Raw genomic sequence first — 21543 nt, forward strand, 5'->3', positions numbered from 1 at the left:
GTCAAATTAAACAATCATAGGTCACAAATATGATAAATAAATTTAACATTTTAGGCAAATGACATTGATTATTTTAACTTCGCAAAAAAATTGCAGATGATAAAAGCCGTTATTTTTGACATGGATGGAGTTATTATTGATAGCGAACCATTACACAGATATGCCTACAATGAAATGTTTAAAGACGTTAATATTGAGGTTTCTGATACGCTTTATGAATCTTTCACTGGTCAGTCAACTATAAATATTTGCAAAAAACTGTGTGATCTTTTTCAGCTTAAAGAAACACCCCAATATCTGGTTTCATTAAAACGTAAACATTATGAATACGTGTTTGATAACGATAAAGATTTCGATTTAATTGATGGTGTTTTAGATTTAATTAAAGATTATCATGCAAATGGTTTGACTTTAGTTTTAGGCTCATCTGCTTCTATGCCCGGGATAAAGCGTATTTTTAAACGTTTTAATTTAAATCAATATTTCAAAGCAAAATTAAGTGGTGCAGATTTAAAAGCATCAAAACCACACCCTGAAATTTTTATTAAAGCAGCAGAAGCTTCAGGTTTTAAACGTTCTGAATGTATAGTAATTGAAGATTCTACTAACGGTGTAAAAGCAGCTTATGCCGCAGGTATTTTTTGCATAGGTTATAATAGTTTGTACTCAAAAAATCAAGATTATTCTAAAGCTAATTTAGTTATAACAGATTTTGAAGAAATTCGTTTTAATAAAATAAAAACACTTATTTAAAACTATGTATTGGCTTGTTTTATAATTGCCTTTAACCGTTCTTTTCTTAAAGCTTCTTCAGCTTTCTTTTTATTCGTTTTTCTAGACATTAGCTTAGAGTGCTTCGCCTTATTTTTTGTGTTTTTTTCTCGTCCTTTTTTCGCCACAACTATTGTTTTGTTTTCAGCAACGCATTCTGCTCTTCCATGAGGTCTGTAAGTTTTGCTAACAACTCAATATCCTTTGGTGTAGCTACCGTTTTGTTCTCTGTGTCTTGAGCTTTATTCTTCAATCTATTCATAAACTTAACAACAATAAAAACGGTAAAACCAATTATTAAAAAATCTAACAAAGCTTCCCCTAAAGCGCCATAGCCTATAGCGACTTCATCTGTTAATATAGTTCCTGAAGCATCTTTAACAACATCTTTTAAAATGATTCTTTTATTTTGGAAATTCACACCATCTGTTATTAATGATAACGGTGGTAACATGATTTTTTTTACAATGACATCAATGACCTTATTAAATGATGCACCAATTATAATACCGATGGCCATATCCATCATATTTCCTTTTACCGCAAATTCTTTGAATTCATTAAATAGTTTCATAATAAAGATATTTAATTTATCAAGTTAATAAAAAAAGTGATTTTTTGGCTATTTCTTGTAGAACTTGGCATAACCACGATACCCAAAGAAACCTAAAACAGCTACAATAGCACAAGCAATACCTATAAATTTAAGGCTTACAATTTGATCTCCGCTGGCATAACTATGTAAACCAGCTAGGTAAAAATTAACTCCAAAATAAGTCATCATAATACTTGAAAAAGCAACTATTGACAAGAGATTAAAAAGCCAACGCCCTCGAAGCCCTGGAACTAATCGCATGTGAATAACAAAAGCATAAATCATGATACTAATAAGCGCCCAAGTTTCCTTAGGATCCCATCCCCAGTATCTACCCCAACTTTCGTTAGCCCACATGCCTCCTAAAAAGTTTCCTATGGTTAACATAACTAAACCAACTGTTAAAGCCATTTCGTTAATAATGGTAAGCTCTTTTATATTTAAATCCATTTTAGCTTTATTCTTCTTTGTGGTAAACACCATAAGCAAGAGAGAAACTACTCCTAAAATCATTCCTAGAGTAAATGGCCCGTAACTAGCCACAATAACAGCTACGTGAATCATGAGCCAGTAACTATTTAAAACGGGTTGCAAGTTTGCAATTGCAGGATCCATCCAATTCCAATGGGCTATCATTAAAATCATGGCGGTGACAAATGCAGTCGAAGCTATTGTTAAATCACTTTTTCGACCAAAAGCAAGACCAAAAAACATGGTTGCCCAAGCAACGTAAATCATAGATTCATAAGCATCACTCCATGGCGCATGTCCTGATATATACCAACGCACTATTAAGCCAGCGGTGTGTAATACAAAAAGACCTAGTATGGCAAACTTAAATACATTAACTGAGATGTTAATCGCTTTATTTTTATCATTAAATATTTGAACTATTAACAACACAAACAATAAAGTACCAGCATACATATACCAACTAAATAATTTTTTAAAAATATCGTATTTGTTGTATAATATCTCAGTGTTTACTTTATCATCACTCAACATAACTTCACTTCCGTATTTATGCTGCGTTTTCTTAAAAGCACCTAATAGCTTGTTTGCTTGGGTAAAATCTCCGGTTTGTTTTGCTTGATTTAGCGTGTATAAATATACTCCAAAACCGTTCTTTATAAAATTTGTATACAGGGAATCTTTAATTTGAGTTTTATCTCTAATAAATTCAAAAGTAGAAACCCATTTATTGTTGTCATCATCGGGTAATGGGAATATTTTTAAAGACATCCCCTCTACGGTATTAAACAATAAATTTACACGTTGGTCTGCTTCTTTAAACTCTTTTTGATGACCATTAGGCACTTGTGCTTTGTATGCATCATCTAAATAAGGCCCTAATTTATACTCACCTCTTTCTGTGAAAAAATCTGCTAAAGTTGCATACTTTTCATCTTTATCAACTCCAATTATAGTGCGTACTGAGTCTGCTTTTTTTAGTTTTAAGTAAATTATTGGCACATTATACCAAAGTTGCGGACTTTCATGAATGGATAAAAATACTTGATTAGCATCAAAATCTTCATAAGTATCATACTTACTTAACTTACGAAGCATTTCAGACGCATATGTATTTACAGGCATCATACGACCGCTAAGGTCTTGTATAACTAAATGCCCGAATTCATCAGCATGTTCTTTAGGAGTTATATTAGCTTTTAAAACAGAATCTATTTGTGCTTTTGAAGGTTTAGAATGATCATGACCATCATTTGCAGAATGTTGTTGCGAAAATCCATTTAAACCAATACATAAAACTAAAATAGTAAGCAATTTCGATTTTTTTGCTTTTACTTTTTCTAGTTGCTTTTTTAGATCGCCAAAACGTGAAAACTTACTAAACAAAATAGCCATTAAACCAAAGTACAGCATGAAATAACCTATATAAGTAATTAAGGTACCTAAAAAATCATGATTTACAGATAGTATAGTACCTTTCTCATCAGGATCGAAACTTGATTGAAAAAAACGATAACCACGATGGTCAAGGATATTATTCATAAAAATTTTATAATCATAATCACCTTCTTGCTTATCTAAAACAGTAACTTCACTTGAATAGGCAGAATAACCTTTATCTGTTCCAGGATAACGCTCTGCTTCAAAGTCATTTAACTTAATTGAAAATGGTAATTCTAACGTTTTAGAACCATACTTTAGAGCAAAATCTAAACCGCCAACTTCAACTTGTTTGAACGCGCTATTAGTACCTTTTCCTCCTAATAAGCCAACTTTTTTTGTATCACCATTTGCTGTTACTTTAAGTACAACACCATCCTCATCATTTTTAAGAATTTTGGGCTTTTGTACAATATCAAAAACACCTTTTACTACTGGTTTAGGAAAAACAACTTGTATGTTTTCTGCAATATTGTAGAGTGAACGCAATATTAATGGCTGAATACTATCTTTAACTAGAGTTCCTCTGGCCTGAGTAGCCATTGTCATATAATCTCCATCATAAGGCGAATTTATAGTTAACTCATTATTTTTATAAGTTATGTTTATAGCTCCGGGTGTTGGTTTATTCAAGGAAAATAGAATATTGTGTACACTTTGCACTTCGCCTACTTTTAGGAAATGATTGTGGCCTCCTTCTACCATTTTAAGATATTCCTCGCCATTTTCGTCTGGTATAATATCTTCCTCAGCTCCCTTTATAAACTTTTCTAACTCAATAGAAATAGGTTGTTTATCATATTCTGTATTTACTTTAAAATTGTTCTCTAATCTATATGAAAAATCAACTTCATTTTCTAAAACTCGTCTTTGGGTAACACCATTTACTACAAAATCACCATCAATATAAGTAGTTATATATGTTTTTTGAGATAGAAATGAATTTTCAGATTCACCTTCTCTAATAGCCATCATGCCTTCAAAGCCTACATAGCGAGTAATAAATGCTCCTAAAAGAATGAAAATAAAGGATAAATGAAGAATAAAAGTTGCCCATTTTTCTTTTTTGTAAAGCCTAAACCTAAAAACATTTCCAATAAAATTTATGATAAAAAACACCATAATGGCTTCAAACCACCAAGCATTATAAATTAAATTTCTGGTATACGGTGTTGGCGAAGTATCTTGTCCTGCATCTAAAAAAGTACCTGTAGCCATTGCTGCTGCAAAGGCAATAAATAAAATAGCTGTAAGTCTTGTGGAAAAGAGAATTTTGGCGAGTTTTTCTTGCATAATCATAGCCCTTTAAAAGGTTTTGCAAATTTAAGGATTAAAGTTTATTTATGAATGTTAAAAAAGTTTAAAAAATTGCAGATTATTAATCTGATTTTAAGCTTATTTAAATGCGATGTGTAATTCGTAAAACTAGCGCTTTCTGGCTTCAAAAATTTTTAAATGCAAAAACGTTCCCATTTTTCTGGCCCGACGTTTTGCGTTTTCTGCATAATGGCCTTCAAAAAGTTCATCAATTGTTTGAAACCAAAGATTTAACCATAAACCAAAATGTAACTCGGTAATACTATTATTATTTTCTTTATCGACTTTTACATGAACATCTAATGGATTACCTAAATATTTTGTTTTTAAAAATAAGCTCGATTCCCAAAATGTCGTTAATCGCTCTAAATGCGCATCCCAATCTTTTATAGCATCATTAAAAAAAGGTGCTAAAACTTGGTGTTTTTTAACTTTCTTATAAAATGATGTCACTAATAAAAACACATCTTCTCTAGATTTAATATCCTTTTTTACCATAGTAAACAAAGATAGGGCATATCCCTTTTATTTAACATTATACTTACTTATTTTAGCAGTATGATTTCAGTAGTAATTCTAGGTGCTGGCAATGTCGCAACCCATTTATTTAAAGGTTTCAGAAAAGCAGATAACGTTTCTGTTATTCAGTGGTTTAACAGGAGCTTAAGTTCTATTTCTTCCTATAAAAATGAAGTAGACATAACCGATGATTTATCAAAACTTAAAGATGCCGATATTTATATATTAGCGATAAGTGACGATGCTATTTCTAATTTATCATCACAACTGCCTTTTGAAAATAAGCTAGTTGTACATACCTCTGGAAGCGTTAGTGTTTACGATATAGATATGAAACACAAACGTGGTGTTTTATACCCTTTACAAACCTTTAGTAAAGAAGCTAATTTAGATTTTAAAAATGTACCTATTTGCATAGAAACTATTGATAAAAAATCTTATCCGCTTTTAAAGGAAGTAGCGTTAAGCACGGGAAGCCCGACCAAAAAAGTAAACAGCGACCAACGCAGAGTATTGCATTTAGCGGCTGTTTTTGTTAATAATTTCACGAATCAACTCTACAGAATTGGACATGAAATTACAGAAAGTGAAGGTGCAGAGTTTGATGTTTTAAAACCACTAATTCTAGAGACGGCAAAAAAGATTCAAGATATCTCTCCATACATGGCGCAAACAGGTCCTGCTAAACGTAATGATAAAAAAACCTTAAAAAAGCACTTAAAACTTTTAGATAATAATACCCAACATAAAGCTATTTACGAACTCTTAACAGCTTCAATACAACAAACCCATGGAAGAAAAAAGTTATAAAGAATACTTAGAACATATTACTACATTCATTTTTGATGTGGATGGCGTTTTAACCGATGGAAGCGTTACCATTTTAAGCAACGGAGATATGTTACGTAAAATGAACATAAAAGATGGTTACGCTTTAAAAACAGCTGTAGATAAAGGGTTTAATATGTGTATTATTTCTGGAGGTAGTAATGAGGGTGTTCGTACAAGATTACAAGGTTTGGGAATAAAACATATTTATTTAGGTGCACATAATAAAATTGAACAGCTAGATGAATATTTAAACGAAAATAAAATTGAAGCTAAGAACGTGTTATATATGGGTGATGATATTCCAGATTATCCTATAATGAAACTTGTAGGTTTACCTTGTTGCCCTCAAGATGCTGTTCCTGAAATTAAAAACATCTCTAAATATATATCTCATAAAAATGGTGGTAAAGGCGCTGTGCGAGATGTTATTGAGCAAGTGCTAAAAGTTAAAGGAAAATGGAGTGGTAATTTTGACGCGAAGTATGATTAATAATGAAACGTAAAAGCAGACGTATTAGTAACGGTTTTGGTTATATAGGCTTTGGCAATAAGCAAAGTAATTTCAACCAAAAAAGTAACACCCCTTTTTCTTATATTAAAGAACGTTTGCATGAAGAATCTCATTATCACTTCAAACTAGATTTTACTCATAAAGAACTTTCCAAGACAGAACGCGAGTTAATAAAAAAGAAAATTAGAAAATCCGAGAGAAAACGAAATTTAAAAACCCTCTTTATCTTTGTAATTATAGCTTCTTTTGTGAGCTTTTTTGTAAAACAAGGTATTGACCTTTTTGTTTCAAGACTTTAAATAAATGATTGCTTTTTTAAACCTAATTCGTTGGAAAAATTTATTAATAATTGCACTAGTCCAATTACTAATAAAATATGCACTTTTAGAACCCTTTGGAATTAATACAAGTTTAAATATATTAGGAATTTCTCTTTTAATTTTATCAACTATTTGTATCGCAGCTGCTGGTAATATTATTAATGATATTTATGACATTGAAACCGATTTTATAAATAAACCGCATAAACTTATTGTTGGTAAAGCCATTTCTGAGAAGAAAGCATTTAATCTATTTATCGTTTTTAATATTCTAGGTGTAAGTCTAGGTTTTTATGTATCAAACTTAGTTGATAAGAGTGCGTTCTTTTCGTTATTTGTCATTATTTCAGCTTTACTTTACGTTTATGCCACTTTTTTAAAACGAACGCTTTTAATTGGAAACATTATTATTTCATTATTAGTAGCTTCTAGTATTTTAATCGTTGGTATTTTTGAATTACTACCTGATATAACACCAGATAACAAGCACTTACAACTCACTTTCTTTAAAATTATATTCGATTATGCTTTTTTTGCTTTCATGATTAATTTACTTAGAGAAATAGTAAAAGACATTGAAGATATTGATGGTGATTATAAAGCAAATATGAACACACTACCCATAGCAATTGGGAGAATACGAGCTAAAAATATCCTTTTTGCTTTGTCCTTTATTCCAACTTTAATCATCTCATATTATGTTATTAATTCACTTTATAAGCACGAAATTGCAGTAGGATATTTTTTATTGCTAATAATTGGTCCACTAATTTACATCAGTATTAAAATTTTTAACGCTGAAATAAAAAAAGATTATCATCACATTAGCACAATGCTAAAAATTGTTATGGTTTTTGGAATGCTTTCGTTACTTTTATACAAGTACATTCTACTATAACAATGCTAAACGAAAAACTTAAAAACCACCATATTATACTTGCTTCCGGTTCTCCTAGAAGGCAAGAGTTTTTTAAAAACCTAAATCTAGATTTTGAAATTCGTTTAAAACCAGTAAAAGAAGAGTTTCCAAACCGTTTAACGCATTTTGAAATAAGTAATTATTTAGCTCAGTTAAAAGCACTTCCTTTTAAAGATGAATTAAAAGAAAATGATATTTTAATCACCAGTGACACTATTGTGTGGCATAACAACAAGGCTTTAGGGAAACCTCGCAACGAAGACGAGGCTTTTAAAATTTTAAAATCATTAAGTAATAATACACATGAGGTGATTACATCGGTTTGTTTTACTACAAAAAATTATGAAAAAACACTTCATTCAATCACCAAAGTTGCCTTTAAATATTTAACAGACGAAGAAATAAAATACTACATAAAAACAGCAAAACCTTATGATAAAGCTGGTGCATATGGTATACAAGAATGGATTGGACAAATAGGAGTAACTAAACTAGAAGGGTCTTATTTTAACGTTATGGGATTACCCACACATCTTGTTTATAAAACGTTAAATACCATTGCAGAAACAACTTAGCGTTGTAAATTTATGCTATGGAAACTTACATTAAATTTAAAAAAATAATAAAAGCCGAAATATTATTTTGGTTAGCAATTGTTGTTATCGCATTGGTAACATCTTGTAAAAACAAAGTAAAAACTGATGACTTAGCCGTAAAAACTGATAACGTTATTGCAGAAGTGAGCATCAAACAGCCCACTAAAACAACTCCAGAGTTTAAAGCCTATTGGTATGCAGGAGAGGCCGAAATTTCATCTTATAAATTAGAGCAAGCACGCTATGGCGAAATGCGAGAAGGCACTGCCGTTTTAGTATATGTAACCGAAGATTTTCTTCCAGAAATTCAAGTAAAGGCTGATTATCAAAACCCTGAAAACATCCCAGTTTTAAAACTAAATGCTACTAAAAAATTTAATACCGGAATATATCCATATTCCATTATGCAAAGCACCTTTTATCCGGTTTCAAATAACCAACATGCTATAAAAGTATCCAGTTCTATTCAAGAGTGGTGTGGTCATGTTTATGCGCAATTAAACAATAGAGAGCAATTTGAAATTATGTCGCATTCCTATTTTGAGCGTGAAGCAGATGAGCGTTTTAAAATAGATAAAACCATTTTAGAAAATGAACTTTGGACGAAACTGCGCATCAACCCTGAGCTGCTTCCTACTGGTAATTTACAAATTGTTCCTTCTTTGGAGTATACAAGATTACGCCATAAAACAATAAAAGCTTATAAAGCCACTGCAACTTTAAATACGGGTGTATATACAATTAACTACCCCTCATTAAATAGAACATTGACCATACATTTTAATTCTAACTTCCCACACGACATATTAAGCTGGGAGGAGACTATAGGCAACCAAACTACAAAAGCAACAAAGCTTAAAACTATAAAATCTCCTTATTGGAATAAAAACAGTAACAAAGACCAAGTTTTAAGAGATACACTTCAATTAAATTAAATCATATTAGTTTAGTAGCGTATCTTTGTTTTATATTTTTAAATCAACCAATATGTTTTTAGAAGGCAATGAAACATTACTTAAAAGTTTTGAAAAAGAATTAATAATTACAGGATTTGTTCTTCTTTCTCTATTGATTATAAGATATATTACAAATTTTACGATTAAAAAAATAGCGAAGAGAAATGGTATAAATGATGCCAGAATTCGTTTAGTATGCAGATATGTAACCGTAACACTTTTAATACTAGCAGTAATAATAGAAGCCTTTGTTTTCGGTGCTCAATTTAAAGACCTTGCTGTTGTTTTTTCTTCCGTATTTGCAATTTTAGGAATTGCTCTTTTTGCTATTTGGTCTATTTTAAGTAATATAACTTCTGGTATTATTATGTTTTTTAACTTTCCGTATAAGGTTGGCGATAAAATAGATATTCACGACAAAGATTTTCCCGTAACGGCTATTATTGAAGACATCAGAGCTTTTCAATTACATTTAAGATTAGAAAATGGCGATTTAGTAACCTACCCTAATAACTTAATGTTACAAAAAGCAGTAACACTGGTAAAGAAAGATGCTATTGATGATATTAACGAAGATGATAGTGAAGCTGTCTAAATATTACATATATTTAAGCTATATTATTTTAAATGGCAAATACTAAAACCCATACCCTTGAAAAGCATTTAGGTCAAATACCAGGGAGTGTTATTTACACTGGTAAAAAGAAATCTCAAAAACTTTTTATTGAAACTTTTGACTATAATAAAGAGCAATGCGCTGAAAAAGAATTAACCTCCGTTCAAGAAAGTTTTGAGTTTAAACTTACAGATTCAATTACGTGGGTAAATTTAAATGGCTTAAACCATGTTAATGAAATTGAAAAATTAGGAGCGCACTATGGTTTACACCCACTAGTTTTAGAAGACATTGTAAATATTTCTCAACGTCCTAAAATAGATGAATATGAAAATTACATATTCGTTGTTTTAAAAATGTTATACTACGACGAAAATGAAGCCATTGTTTCTGAACAAGTAAGCTTCATATTGGGCGAAAGCTATGTACTTTCCTTTCAAGAATCTGAAGGTGATGTTTTCAACTCAGTAAGAGATAGAATTAGGCATGCGAAAGGCCGAATTAGAAATATGAAATCTGATTATTTACTTTACACTTTAATTGATGCCATAGTAGACCATTATTTTAGCGTTATTGAAATTTTAGGTGATAAAATTGAAGATTTTGAAACGGCTATATTCTCAGGTGATATTGATGATGATGTAAGTCAAAAAATTCAAAACTTAAAACGCGAAATTTTACGAGTTCGTCGTGCTATATTTCCTCTCAGAGAGGTAATCAATCGTATTGAAAAAAATGAAAACAAACTCATTCAAAAAAGAACAATCACTTATTACAGAGATATTTACGATCATTTAATTCAAGTATCTGAAAACATAGATATTTACCGAGAAATGATTTGGAGTTTGATGGATATGTACATGACAACCATTAGTAACAAAATGAATGAGGTCATGAAAGTACTAACTATTATGGCATCTATTTTTATCCCTCTAACTTTCATCGCAGGTATTTACGGCATGAATTTCGAGTACATTCCAGAATTACATTACAAATACTCTTATTTTATTCTTTGGGGTGTTATGATTGTACTTTTTGTAGCTATGCTATTTTATTTTAAACGTAAAAAGTGGCTTTAAATTTATCTTGCTCGGTCTTTTAAGTTAAAGAAACATTAAAAGGTATACTTCGGCTATTTTACTTTGTTATATTTGGCTTTTAGCTAAATAAATATGATGCAAAAAATAACTCTATTCGTTTTTTTGTCTTTTTTTTCTCTATCGTTAAGCATAGCACAAAAGCCAAAAACACCTTCATCTTCAGAAATCTACGAATCTATTCAAAAGCTTAATTTCTTAGGCTCTGTTTTATACGTAGCAGCGCATCCTGATGATGAAAACACACGGCTAATATCTTACATGGCTAACAAAGTTAAAGCACGAACCGCTTATTTGTCGTTAACACGTGGTGATGGTGGGCAAAACCTAATAGGTCCAGAAATAAGAGAACTTTTAGGTGTTATTCGTACTCAAGAATTATTAGCCGCAAGACGAATAGATGGTGGCGAACAACTATTTACCCGAGCAAACGATTTTGGCTACTCTAAACACCCAGACGAAACTTTAGAAATTTGGGATAAAGACCAAGTTTTAAGCGATGTTGTTTTAGCAATTAGGCAATTTAAACCAGACATTATTATAAATCGCTTTGACCACAGAACACCTGGAACAACGCATGGTCATCATACTACTTCTGCTATGTTAAGCGTGGAAGCTTTTGATTTAGCCAATAAAAATGATGCATATCCTAATCAGCTAAAACAAACCAGTACATGGCAACCTAAACGCTTATTTTATAACACAAGTTGGTGGCGATATGGAAGAGAAGCCTTTGAAAAACTTGACAAAAGCAATATGATAAACTTTGATATTGGAACTTACTACCCTTTAAAAGGATTGAGCAATAATGAGTTAGCATCCTTGGCTAGTAGTCAACATTTATGTCAAGGCTTTGGGCGTTTATCACAAAGAGGTTCGCAACAAGAATATATTGAATTTTTAAAAGGAGACCCAATTACTGATAATACTAATATATTTGATGGCATTGATACATCCTGGAATCGAGTAAACGGAGGAACCGCAATAGGGAATATTTTATATGATATTGAAAACAATTTTAACTTTAAAACACCATCAGTTCATATTCCTAAATTATTAGAAGCTTACAAACTACTTCAAAAAATAGATAATGAACATTGGAGAACTCAAAAAACAAAAGAGTTAAAAGCCATTATTGAAATGTGTGCTGGTTTATATCTAGAAGTTTCAGCAGAAACAAATTGGGCAACTGCAAATGATGTAGTAGGACTTAATATTGAAGTTCTTAAAAGATCAAATTCAAATATAACCTTAGAAAGTTTAGAAAACGCTTCAGGCTTAAAAGTATCAAAGCAAATTGAGTTAAAAGAAAACACAAAATATAACTTTAAGGAAAGTCTTATTATCAATAAAGATGCGAAACCAACTGCACCATATTGGCTAAACGAAAAAGGAAGTTTGGGTATGTACAAAGTTAATAATAGCAATCTGATTGGTTTACCTGAAACCCCAAGGCTTTTCAAAATAGACTTTCATGTTTTAATTAATAAAACGCCAATAACATTTACCAAAAATGTAATTTATAGGTTTTCAAAACCAGATAAAGGTGAGCTGTACAAGCCTTTCGAAATTATACCAGAAGTAACTGCTAAAATTACAGAGGAAGTGATTATTTTAAATAATAATCAACAACGTGATATTACTGTAGTTGTAAAAGCAGGTAGAGATAATATTGAAGGTGATCTAGAAATTCAACATCCTAGTGATTGGAACATATTCCCGAAAAAACAAAAAGTATCAATTGCTAACAAAGGCGCAGAACAGAAACTAATTTTCACAGTTATTCCTCCTAACAACCAAAGTGAAGTTACAATTACCCCAATAGTTCATATTGATAATAAAAATTACTCTAAAGAACTCATAGAAATTGATTACGAACACATCCCATTTCAAACTGTATTACTTCCAAGCGAGAGTAAAATTGTTCGTTTAGATATTAAAAAACGTGGAGAAAACATTGGTTATATTCAAGGTGCTGGAGATGTTGTTCCTGAAAGTTTACAACAAATTGGATATAATGTTCGAATAATTACACCAGACGAAATAAACACTGAGACATTAAGCAGATTTGATGCGGTAGTAGTTGGCATTAGAGCTTATAACATTGTTGAAGACTTAAATTTTAAACAACAAGAATTATTTGATTTTGTTGCAAATGGTGGTAATATGATTGTGCAATATAATTGGAATAGACGGTTAAAAGTAACAGATATAGCACCTTACCCTTTACAATTATCAAGAGATCGTGTTACCGATGAAAATGCAGAGGTTAGAATTATAAATCCAAATCATCCAGTATTAAATTCCCCTAACAAAATCACTCAAAAGGATTTTGAAAATTGGACACAAGAACGAGGTTTATATTTTCCAAATAGTTGGGGGCCAGAGTTTACGCCTATTTTATCCATGAATGATAAAAATGAAACTGAAAAAGAAGGCAGTTTGCTTATCGCCAAATATGGAAAAGGTCGTTACATTTATACTGGTTTAAGCTTTTTTAGAGAATTCCCAGAAGGTGTATCTGGAGCATACAGGCTATTTGCAAATATGCTTTCTTTAGGGAAAGAAGATTTAAAACTAGAAGCTAAATTAAACGATTAATAATGTCTGAAGATAAAGAAACGAAACAACCCTGGTTAAAGCTTTATTCAATTGTTTTGATTGCTAACGCTATTTACATAATCATCTTTTATCTCATTACACAATCCTTTTAGCTATGCAAACTTTAAATTGGATTGATTGGACAGTTTTATGCACCACTTTAGTAGCTATAGTTGCTTATGGTACTTGGCAAACAAAAGGTAGAAAAAGTGTGCAAGATTATGTACGTGGCGGTAACTCATCTAAATGGTGGACCATTGGTTTATCAGTTATGGCTACACAAGCCAGTGCTATAACTTTTTTATCAACCACTGGTCAAGCCTTTTCTGACGGAATGGGATTTGTACAATTTTATTTTGGCTTACCAATAGCCATGGTAATCATTTGTTTAGTTTTCATTCCATTATACCATCGACTAAAAGTTTACACCGCTTATGAATTTCTGGAAAATAGATTCGATTTAAAAACGAGGTTTCTAACAGCTATTTTGTTTTTAATTCAGCGTGGTTTAGCTGCAGGAATTACCATTTTTGCTCCTGCTATTATTTTATCAGTTGTTTTAGGCTGGAACATTACATATCTAAACATCATAATTGGTGTTTTGGTTATTATATATACCGTTTCTGGAGGAACTAAGGCTGTTACAGTCACTCAAAAACAACAAATGCTAGTCATTTTTGCAGGTATGCTTGCCGCTTTATTTATCATATTAGATTTAATACCCGAAGAGGTTTCATTTACAGAAGCTATTGATATAGCAGGTGCAAGTGGCAGAATGGAAGTGCTAGATTTTTCTTTTGATTTAGAAAATAGATATACTGTTTGGTCTGGCTTAATAGGTGGAACATTTCTTGCTTTAGCATATTTTGGTACAGACCAAAGTCAAGTGCAGCGTTACTTATCTGGTAAATCGATGAAGGAGATGCAAATGGGTTTAATTTTTAATGGTATATTAAAAGTGCCTATGCAATTTTTTATTCTATTGGTAGGCATTATGGTTTTTGTATTTTATCAATTCAATCCAGCACCTCTTAATTTCATAGAATCATCAACGCAAAAGGTTTTAGTTTCAGAATATTCTGAAGATTACAAAACCCTACAAGAAAAGCAAAACAAGCTTTTTAATACTAAAAAAGAACTCAGTCTTCAACTCTCAAAAAGCGATAATGATGCTTTAAAAAGTGATCTATTTCGATTGGATAGTATTGAAAAAACCTATCGCTTAGAATCAAAATATTTAATTAAGCGAGCTATAGACTCTACTTATGCTAATGAGTACGATAAAATTTCAAACGAATTAGCATTATTAGATAAAAATAGCACTGCATTTGAAAGCAAAAGAGTTGAGCTAGAAACTCTTTACAAAGCCTCTGCTAAAGACACACAAACGAATGATAGAGATTATATGTTTATAACATTTATTCTAAAGCATCTTCCAAAAGGGCTTATTGGTTTACTTTTAGCAGTAATTCTTTCTGCTGCTATGTCATCTACAGCTTCAGAAATAAATGCGCTTGCAACAATTACGTCAATTGATATTTATGGAAGAAAGCTCAAAGAAGAAAAAGATGAAGACCATATGGTTAAAGTCACGAAACTTTTTACTTTAGCTTGGGGAGTCATTGCAATTATTATTGCTTGTTTTGCAAATTTGGCAGAAAACCTGATTCAGTTAGTAAACATTATTGGATCTATATTTTATGGTAATGTATTAGGTATTTTTCTATTGGCGTTTTTCTTTAAGTTTATTAAAGCAAATGCCGTTTTTGTAGCCGCATTAATTACTCAAGTAATTGTTATAATTGGTTGGTGGTTTGATTGGATGCCATATTTATGGCTTAACCTATTCGGTTGCATTACAGTTGTTTTAATAGCATGTATACTTCAATTAATAAATTCAAATAAAAAATCAATTGAAACATAAAACTATAAAATGGGGTATTATAGGTTTAGGTAATATTGCCCATAAATTTGCTACAGATTTATTAACTATTGATGATGCTACTTTACATGCTGTAGCGTCGCGTTCCAAAGAAAAGGCTCAAAAATTTGCTACAAAATATAATGCTACAGAAGTTTACGACAGTTATGAATCTATAGTTAAAGACCCAAACATTGACGCTATTTACATAGCTACGCCACATGCACTGCATAAGGAAAACACGTTACTTTGTTTAGAAAACGGTATAGCCGTTTTGTGTGAAAAGCCCTTTGCCATGAATAGTAGTGAAGTAGATGAAATGATTTCCAAGGCAAAAGAAAATAACGTATTGCTTATGGAGGCGCTTTGGACTTACTTTTTACCTCATTATCAATACGTTTTAGATCTAATAAAGAACAGAACCCATGGTAATGTTTTAAAGCTAGAAGCAGATTTTGGATTTTATAGAGCCTTTGATAATAGCTCAAGACTTTTTAATAAGGATTTAGGTGGAGGAAGCTTATTAGATATTGGTATCTATCCTATTTTTACAGCTTTATCTACTTTAGGTTTACCAAATAAAATAGAAGCTAATGCTACATTTTTTGATAACGGAACAGATTCATCCTGTAATATACTTTTTCAATATGAGAATTACATAACAGCTCATTTAAAAAGCACACTTCTAGAAGACACTCCTACAGAAGCTACATTCTATTTTGAAAATGCTATTGTAAAAATTAATAGCTACTTTCATGCTCCTTCAACTGTTTCAATAATAAAAGAAGGGGAAGAAGAAATAATTGAATTCAACTACAAAACCATTGGTTACAATTATGAAACAATTCACTTTAACAACCTTTTACGCAAAGGAAAGATTGAAAGTGACATTATGAGTTTTCAATTTAGCAAACACCTTATAAGACTTCTAGACCAAGTGCGAGAAGTTATAAACCTTAAATATTAAGCACAAAAAAGACTAGTTTTTATTACTTTAAGTATATTTTATTTGTCTATATGTAAAGTTTGTTTTACTTTTGTTTTGTCAATCATATAAATCAATCTTAAAACGAACAGTTATGAAAACAAATTATTTATTATCGAACAAGTACAAAAAGCTTGGTTGGACATTATTTTTATTAGGAGTAATTTCAGGAATAGTTTTACAGATTCTACCCGAAAAAGAAGATTTTTTTGGCATAGAACTAATTAAAGATTTCGGTTATGACTTCCTAGATGAAATAATTTCTGTCCTAATAATTATTGGTGGTCTTTTGGTAGGCTTTACCAAAGAAAAAATTGAAGATGAATTTATATTTAAACTTAGAAATGATTCCTTAGTTTGGGCAATTATTTTAAACTACGTAGTTTTACTACTAACAGTAATATTTATTTATGAAGGCAACTTTTTTACAGTTTTGATATATAATATGTTTACTCCTTTAATATTCTTCATTATCCGCTTTAACTTTTTAAAAATAAAAACTAGAAGTCATGAAGAATAAAATAAAAGTACAACGCGCTATTCATGATTTAACCCAAGCAGATTTGGCCAAAAAAATTGGAGTTAGTAGGCAAACTATAAATGCCATGGAGAAAAACAAATATGTACCATCAACAGTGTTATCGTTAAAAATAGCTAAGCTATTTAAAAAGTCTGTAGAAGATATTTTCTTTCTAGAAGATATAGATTAAAAAAAAACGTAATCAAAATTTGATTACGTTTTTTGTATTTATTTAGAAATATAAAATTACATAGCTCCCCATTCTTTTAGGGATTTAGTATTCATATCTATATAAGCAGAATTATTAGCTTTTTGTGCACCAGCTAAAGATTCTTTAGCTAATTTAATTGCTCCTTTTTTATCTCCAGCTTTAGCATAAATTAATGATTGTTGTCTTAACTGCCAAAAACCTGGCTTTTCAATCATAGACATAGCTTTGTCCATCCATTCTTTGGCTTTATTGATATCTTTTCCAGAGTTTAGGTAATAAACAGCTGAAGCATAGTAGTCACCAATACCAGGACCACTCATTACTTTATCAATTTTAGCAGAAACAACTTTATCAGTTGGCACTTCAAAAGGAATACCAATGTAGGTCTTATCCCAAACCAAATCAATTGTAGCACTACTAGTTTTTATATTATTGATATCTAATGTTAACGTTTCTACACTAAATGGAATTTCCATAGGCTTTACTGTAGTTTTTGCAGCTACTTTACTTTCATCCCATTCTCGAGGTGTTCCGTTTCCTTTGTAGTCTGTGTAAAAATAAACTTCCCAAGTTTCAGCTCCAGGTTTAGTAAATAAGGCATAAGTTCCTGCTTCTAAAGTTTGTCCATCAATAGTTGCTTCAGTACTAAATGTAATTTTAGTTCTAGCATTTGCTCCTGTTCGCCAAACTTTACCGTAAGCTTCTAAACCACCAAATATTTTTCTTCCTTTTACTCCTGGTCTAGAATATTCAATTGTAATGTCTGTCAACCCAACACGCTGCTCCAATTTAGAAAATGGACTCGGTTGCGGTGTTTCAATTTGCGCATTTACCGAGTAAACAGTGGTAAAAGCCAATACTAATAATAATAGTTTTTCCATTTTAATATGTATTTGTGATTAGTTTATTTTATGCTGGTTAAAATTAAACAATCCCTAAGCTTTATATGTTAACAAAAGCTTAAAATAAGACGTTGTATATTTGCAAAAAAGTAACTAATGAAAAAATATTACGCTGAAATAATAGGAACTTTTGCCATGGTTTTTTGCGGATGTGGCGCTATGACTATTAACGAAATAACCAATGGAAGCATAACACATGTTGGTGTTGCAATTACTTGGGGGCTAATTGTTATGGCCATGATATATGCCTTTGGAGAAATATCTGGTGCGCATTTTAATCCTGCAGTAACTATTGGCTTTGCATTTGCAAAAAAATTCTCTTGGAACCTTGTACCTAAATATATTCTTGCTCAAGCTATTGGTGCCATTTTTGCAGCTTTCTTATTATGGTTTCTTTTTCCTGAAAGCCAGTTTTTAGGCGAAACTAGACCTGCTGATGGTTTCCCAGCTTATAAAGCTGCTATTTTAGAGTTTTTGCTAACCTTTTTTTTAATGGTTGTAATTATTAATGTATCAACTGGCAGCAAAGAAATTGGAACTATGGCAGCAATTGCAGTTGGGGGTGTTATTCTCTTAGAAGCTATGTTTGCTGGCCCAATGACAAAGGCATCCATGAATCCTATTCGTTCCATTGCTCCTGCTCTTTTTACTGTTAATTTTCAATATTTATGGCTTTATATTACAGCTCCAATTCTTGGTGCTATAGCTGCTGTTTCTAGCTGCAAACTAGTTAAAGATGATACCTGTTGTTAGGTAAATAGATAAATCTTATATCTAGATTGAATATTTTGTTTAACTTATTTTAAAATATATTAAACATTTTGTATCTTTACCATAAATATAAGTATTATGGCAAAGAAAAAAACAGTCTCGAAAAACGATATCATTTCTTTATATATGGATTATGTTTTAGAACATGATCAAAATCCTAAAACAGTTTTTGCGTTTGCAAAAACCAACAATTTTGAAGAGGCTCAATTTTATGAATTCTTTTCATCTTTTGAAGCGATTGAAAAAGGAGTTTTTGAAGCTTTCTTCACAAACTCAATAAACGCACTTAACAATAGTGAAGACTATCAAAACTTTGATGCTAGAAACAAACTACTAAGCTTTTATTACACATTTTTTGAAAACTTAACTGCCAATAGAAGCTATGTTAATTTTTCATTAAACAGACATAAGCACGGTTTAAAAGGGCTGAAAATATTATCTGGTTTAAAAGTGCACTTTACAACTTACGTTAGTGAATTAGGAATTCAAATGCTTGATTTAAAACAAGAGCAATTTGATAAATTTCAGCAAAGGTCTTTAAAAGAATCTGCTTGGTTTCAGTTATTAGTAACCATGAAATTTTGGTTAGATGACACGTCTCCTAGCTTTGAAAAGACTGATATATTTATTGAGAAATCGGTAAATACAACTTTTGATGTATTAGATATTGCACCCCTTAAAAGTGTTATTGATTTAGGAAAATTCCTTTTTAAGGAAAAAATGAACATGAATTAAAAACGACACATGAAAACCATAGATAAAATACCTACTTCAAAAATTCAAAGAGCAACAAAATTAGTTTCTACTGGAGCTAAAGTTGGTGTAAATTACCTAAAGTATTATGGTGATAAAATTGTTAACACAGAAGCATCCGCTAAAGAACGTCTAAACAAAAATAACGCAACAGATATTTATGATGGTTTAAAGCAATTAAAAGGAAGCGCTCTAAAAGTAGCGCAAATGTTAAGTATGGAAAAAAGCATATTGCCACAAGCTTATGTTGAGAAATTCTCCTTAGCACAATTCTCTGTACCACCATTATCTCCACCACTAGTAATTAAAACTTTTAAAAAATATTTTGGCAAAATGCCAAATGACATATTCGATACTTTTAACGCAACTTCTGTAAACGCTGCCAGCATCGGTCAGGTGCACATTGCAGAAAAGAATGGGAAAAAACTTGCTGTGAAAATCCAATACCCAGGAGTTGCGCAAAGTATTGCATCAGATTTGGCTATGGTAAAACCAATAGCCATGAGTATGTTTAATATTAAAGGGAAAGATTCTGATAAGTATTTTAAAGAAGTTGAAAACAAATTGGTAGAAGAAACCAATTATCTATTAGAAATTAAGCAAAGTAAAGAAATTGTTGAAGCTTGCTCTCACATTCCAAACCTTAGGTTCCCTCAATATTATGAAGAGTTATCCTCAGAAAGAATTATAACCATGGATTATATGGTTGGTGAACATCTTTCTGAATTTGTATCACACAATACAGACCAAAACAAATCAAATAATTTGGGACAAGCACTTTGGGATTTTTACATGTTTCAAATACATAAATTAAAAAAAGTTCATGCAGACCCACATCCAGGGAACTTTTTAATATCTAAAAAGGGTGAATTAATAGCGTTAGATTTTGGGTGTATGAAAACCATTCCGATGGATTTTTATACACCTTATTTTGAATTAGCAAAAAAAGAAAATATTAATAACAAAGCGAATTTTGTTGAAAAACTCTATGAATTAGAAATTCTAAGGGAAGATGACTCTAAAGAAGAAATTGAGTTTTTTACAGACATGTTTCATGAAATGCTAAGCTTATTTACGCAACCATTTCATGCCGAAGTTTTCGATTTTTCTGATGCTGATTTCTTTGGTAAAATAGCAGAGTTAGGAGAAAAATACTCTAAAAGTACAGATCTAAAGAAAATGAATGGTAATCGTGGATCCAAACATTTTATTTATATAAATCGTACTTTTTTCGGACTTTACAACTTAATGTTCGACCTTAAAGCAAAAGATATTCAAATCAACAATTTTATAAATTTATAATGGCATATTTTAATGAAAACGACATTCAAAATCTGCATCATATTTATAAAATCAATCTGATAAATAGTTGCTCTGGTTATAAATCTGCGAACTTAATTGGTACAAAATCCGAAAATGGAATTGAAAACGTGGCAGTTTTTAGTTCAATAACCCATATTGGCTCAAGTCCTGCTATGCTTGGTTTTTTTTTAAGACCAACAACGGTTATTAGAAATACTTATGAAAACTTAAAGGAAACAGGCTTTTACACCATCAATCCTATACCGGAAAGTTTTTTAAAAGACGCACACCATACATCAGCAAAATACGATTCATCAATTTCAGAATTTGATGTTACTGATTTAGAGTCAGAATATAAAAATGATTTTAAAGCGCCTTTTGTTAAAGGTTTTCCTATTCAGTTAGCCATGGAATATGTTGAAGAATATAATATTAAAGCCAACAATACAATTCTTGTTATTGGAAAAATTAAAGAACTTTACGCTGACGACATCCTGATAGAAAAAGATGGCTTTATAAATCTTTCTAAAGGAAAAATTGCCGCCATAAATGGACTAGATGGCTACGCAGTACCAGAACTAAAAACACGTTTTGGGTATCAAAGACCAAAATAATTTA

23 protein-coding genes are annotated in these 21543 nt (G+C 31.1%); 18 read left to right on the forward strand and 5 right to left on the reverse strand.

Annotated elements, in window-relative coordinates; translation table 11 throughout:
* Nucleotides 1-96 precede the first annotated feature (96 nt).
* Entirely contained in the window at nt 97-753 is a 657-nt protein-coding gene (locus ABD939_RS15215) for an HAD family hydrolase (RefSeq protein WP_345170346.1), read from the forward strand.
* Nucleotides 754-755: 2 nt separating this feature from the next.
* Here the strand turns inward: ABD939_RS15215 and ABD939_RS15220 are convergent, their stop codons facing one another.
* The 4 genes from ABD939_RS15220 to ABD939_RS15235 form a co-directional block, all read right to left on the reverse strand.
* Nucleotides 756-899 carry a hypothetical protein gene (locus ABD939_RS15220; RefSeq protein WP_345170348.1) on the reverse strand — a complete coding sequence of 48 codons (144 nt, stop codon included), beginning with the start codon at nt 897-899 and terminating at the stop codon, nt 756-758.
* 2 nt (nt 900-901) lie between these two features.
* Nucleotides 902-1345, reverse strand: coding sequence for a large conductance mechanosensitive channel protein MscL (gene mscL / locus ABD939_RS15225; protein ID WP_345170350.1), 444 nt, complete (start codon nt 1343-1345; stop codon nt 902-904).
* A 48-nt stretch (nt 1346-1393) separates the two neighbouring features.
* On the reverse strand, nt 1394-4570 hold the full coding sequence (locus ABD939_RS15230) for a cytochrome c biogenesis protein CcsA (RefSeq protein WP_345170352.1): 3177 nt from the start codon (nt 4568-4570) through the stop codon (nt 1394-1396).
* Nucleotides 4571-4702: 132 nt separating this feature from the next.
* Entirely contained in the window at nt 4703-5092 is a 390-nt protein-coding gene (locus ABD939_RS15235) for a group III truncated hemoglobin (RefSeq protein WP_345170355.1), read from the reverse strand.
* A gap of 60 nt (nt 5093-5152) precedes the next feature.
* Here ABD939_RS15235 and ABD939_RS15240 point away from each other — a divergent pair, with 60 nt between their 5' ends.
* The 13 genes from ABD939_RS15240 to ABD939_RS15300 all read left to right on the forward strand — a co-directional run bounded on the left by ABD939_RS15240 (nt 5153) and on the right by ABD939_RS15300 (nt 17176).
* Nucleotides 5153-5923, forward strand: coding sequence for a Rossmann-like and DUF2520 domain-containing protein (locus ABD939_RS15240; protein WP_345170358.1), 771 nt, complete (start codon nt 5153-5155; stop codon nt 5921-5923).
* Nucleotides 5904-6434, forward strand: a complete 531-nt coding sequence (locus tag ABD939_RS15245) for a KdsC family phosphatase (protein ID WP_345170360.1) — start codon at nt 5904-5906, stop codon at nt 6432-6434. Before ABD939_RS15240 ends, ABD939_RS15245 begins: the two co-directional genes overlap by 20 nt.
* A 2-nt stretch (nt 6435-6436) precedes the next feature.
* Nucleotides 6437-6754, forward strand: a complete 318-nt coding sequence (locus ABD939_RS15250; protein WP_345170362.1) for a hypothetical protein — start codon at nt 6437-6439, stop codon at nt 6752-6754.
* 4 nt (nt 6755-6758) lie between these two features.
* On the forward strand, nt 6759-7673 hold the full coding sequence (locus ABD939_RS15255) for a geranylgeranylglycerol-phosphate geranylgeranyltransferase (RefSeq protein WP_345170364.1): 915 nt from the start codon (nt 6759-6761) through the stop codon (nt 7671-7673).
* 2 nt (nt 7674-7675) lie between these two features.
* On the forward strand, nt 7676-8269 hold the full coding sequence (locus ABD939_RS15260) for a Maf-like protein (protein ID WP_345170366.1): 594 nt from the start codon (nt 7676-7678) through the stop codon (nt 8267-8269).
* 17 nt (nt 8270-8286) lie between these two features.
* Nucleotides 8287-9225 (forward strand): septum formation inhibitor Maf, encoded by a 939-nt coding sequence (locus ABD939_RS15265; protein WP_345170368.1) that lies wholly within the window; start codon nt 8287-8289, stop codon nt 9223-9225.
* 52 nt (nt 9226-9277) lie between these two features.
* Entirely contained in the window at nt 9278-9841 is a 564-nt protein-coding gene (locus ABD939_RS15270; RefSeq protein WP_345170370.1) for a mechanosensitive ion channel domain-containing protein, read from the forward strand.
* Between the two features lie 32 nt (nt 9842-9873).
* Nucleotides 9874-10941, forward strand: a complete 1068-nt coding sequence (gene corA / locus ABD939_RS15275) for a magnesium/cobalt transporter CorA (protein WP_345170372.1) — start codon at nt 9874-9876, stop codon at nt 10939-10941.
* 96 nt (nt 10942-11037) lie between these two features.
* Entirely contained in the window at nt 11038-13560 is a 2523-nt protein-coding gene (locus ABD939_RS15280; RefSeq protein ID WP_345170452.1) for a PIG-L family deacetylase, read from the forward strand.
* A gap of 115 nt (nt 13561-13675) precedes the next feature.
* The gene (locus ABD939_RS15285) at nt 13676-15484 is read left to right on the forward strand and encodes a sodium:solute symporter family transporter (protein WP_345170373.1); all 1809 of its coding nucleotides are present in this window, start codon (nt 13676-13678) and stop codon (nt 15482-15484) included.
* The gene (locus ABD939_RS15290; RefSeq protein WP_345170374.1) at nt 15474-16448 is read left to right on the forward strand and encodes a Gfo/Idh/MocA family protein; all 975 of its coding nucleotides are present in this window, start codon (nt 15474-15476) and stop codon (nt 16446-16448) included. Before ABD939_RS15285 ends, ABD939_RS15290 begins: the two co-directional genes overlap by 11 nt.
* Before the next feature lie 112 nt (nt 16449-16560).
* Nucleotides 16561-16986, forward strand: a complete 426-nt coding sequence (locus ABD939_RS15295) for a hypothetical protein (protein WP_345170376.1) — start codon at nt 16561-16563, stop codon at nt 16984-16986.
* The gene (locus ABD939_RS15300; RefSeq protein WP_345170378.1) at nt 16976-17176 is read left to right on the forward strand and encodes a helix-turn-helix transcriptional regulator; all 201 of its coding nucleotides are present in this window, start codon (nt 16976-16978) and stop codon (nt 17174-17176) included. The genes ABD939_RS15295 and ABD939_RS15300 overlap by 11 nt, the downstream gene beginning before the upstream one ends.
* 56 nt (nt 17177-17232) lie before the next feature.
* On the opposite strand, the gene ABD939_RS15305 is transcribed toward ABD939_RS15300, so the two are convergent.
* Complete coding sequence (locus ABD939_RS15305; protein WP_345170380.1) at nt 17233-18078, reverse strand: DUF2911 domain-containing protein; 846 nt, start codon at nt 18076-18078, stop codon at nt 17233-17235.
* A 117-nt stretch (nt 18079-18195) separates the two neighbouring features.
* Here ABD939_RS15305 and ABD939_RS15310 point away from each other — a divergent pair, with 117 nt between their 5' ends.
* The 4 genes from ABD939_RS15310 to ABD939_RS15325 all read left to right on the forward strand — a co-directional run bounded on the left by ABD939_RS15310 (nt 18196) and on the right by ABD939_RS15325 (nt 21539).
* Nucleotides 18196-18852: an MIP/aquaporin family protein gene (locus tag ABD939_RS15310; protein ID WP_345170382.1), complete on the forward strand. Its 657-nt coding sequence runs from the start codon at nt 18196-18198 to the stop codon at nt 18850-18852.
* Between the two features lie 96 nt (nt 18853-18948).
* Nucleotides 18949-19605, forward strand: a complete 657-nt coding sequence (locus ABD939_RS15315; RefSeq protein WP_345170384.1) for a TetR family transcriptional regulator C-terminal domain-containing protein — start codon at nt 18949-18951, stop codon at nt 19603-19605.
* Between the two features lie 9 nt (nt 19606-19614).
* The gene (locus ABD939_RS15320) at nt 19615-20925 is read left to right on the forward strand and encodes an ABC1 kinase family protein (protein ID WP_345170386.1); all 1311 of its coding nucleotides are present in this window, start codon (nt 19615-19617) and stop codon (nt 20923-20925) included.
* Nucleotides 20925-21539: a flavin reductase family protein gene (locus ABD939_RS15325; RefSeq protein WP_345170388.1), complete on the forward strand. Its 615-nt coding sequence runs from the start codon at nt 20925-20927 to the stop codon at nt 21537-21539. Before ABD939_RS15320 ends, ABD939_RS15325 begins: the two co-directional genes overlap by 1 nt.
* Nucleotides 21540-21543: the final 4 nt, after the last annotated feature.

It is taken from the genome of Algibacter aquimarinus (assembly GCF_039543265.1).
In the GTDB taxonomy this organism is placed as follows: Bacteria; Bacteroidota; Bacteroidia; order Flavobacteriales; family Flavobacteriaceae; genus Algibacter_B; species Algibacter_B aquimarinus.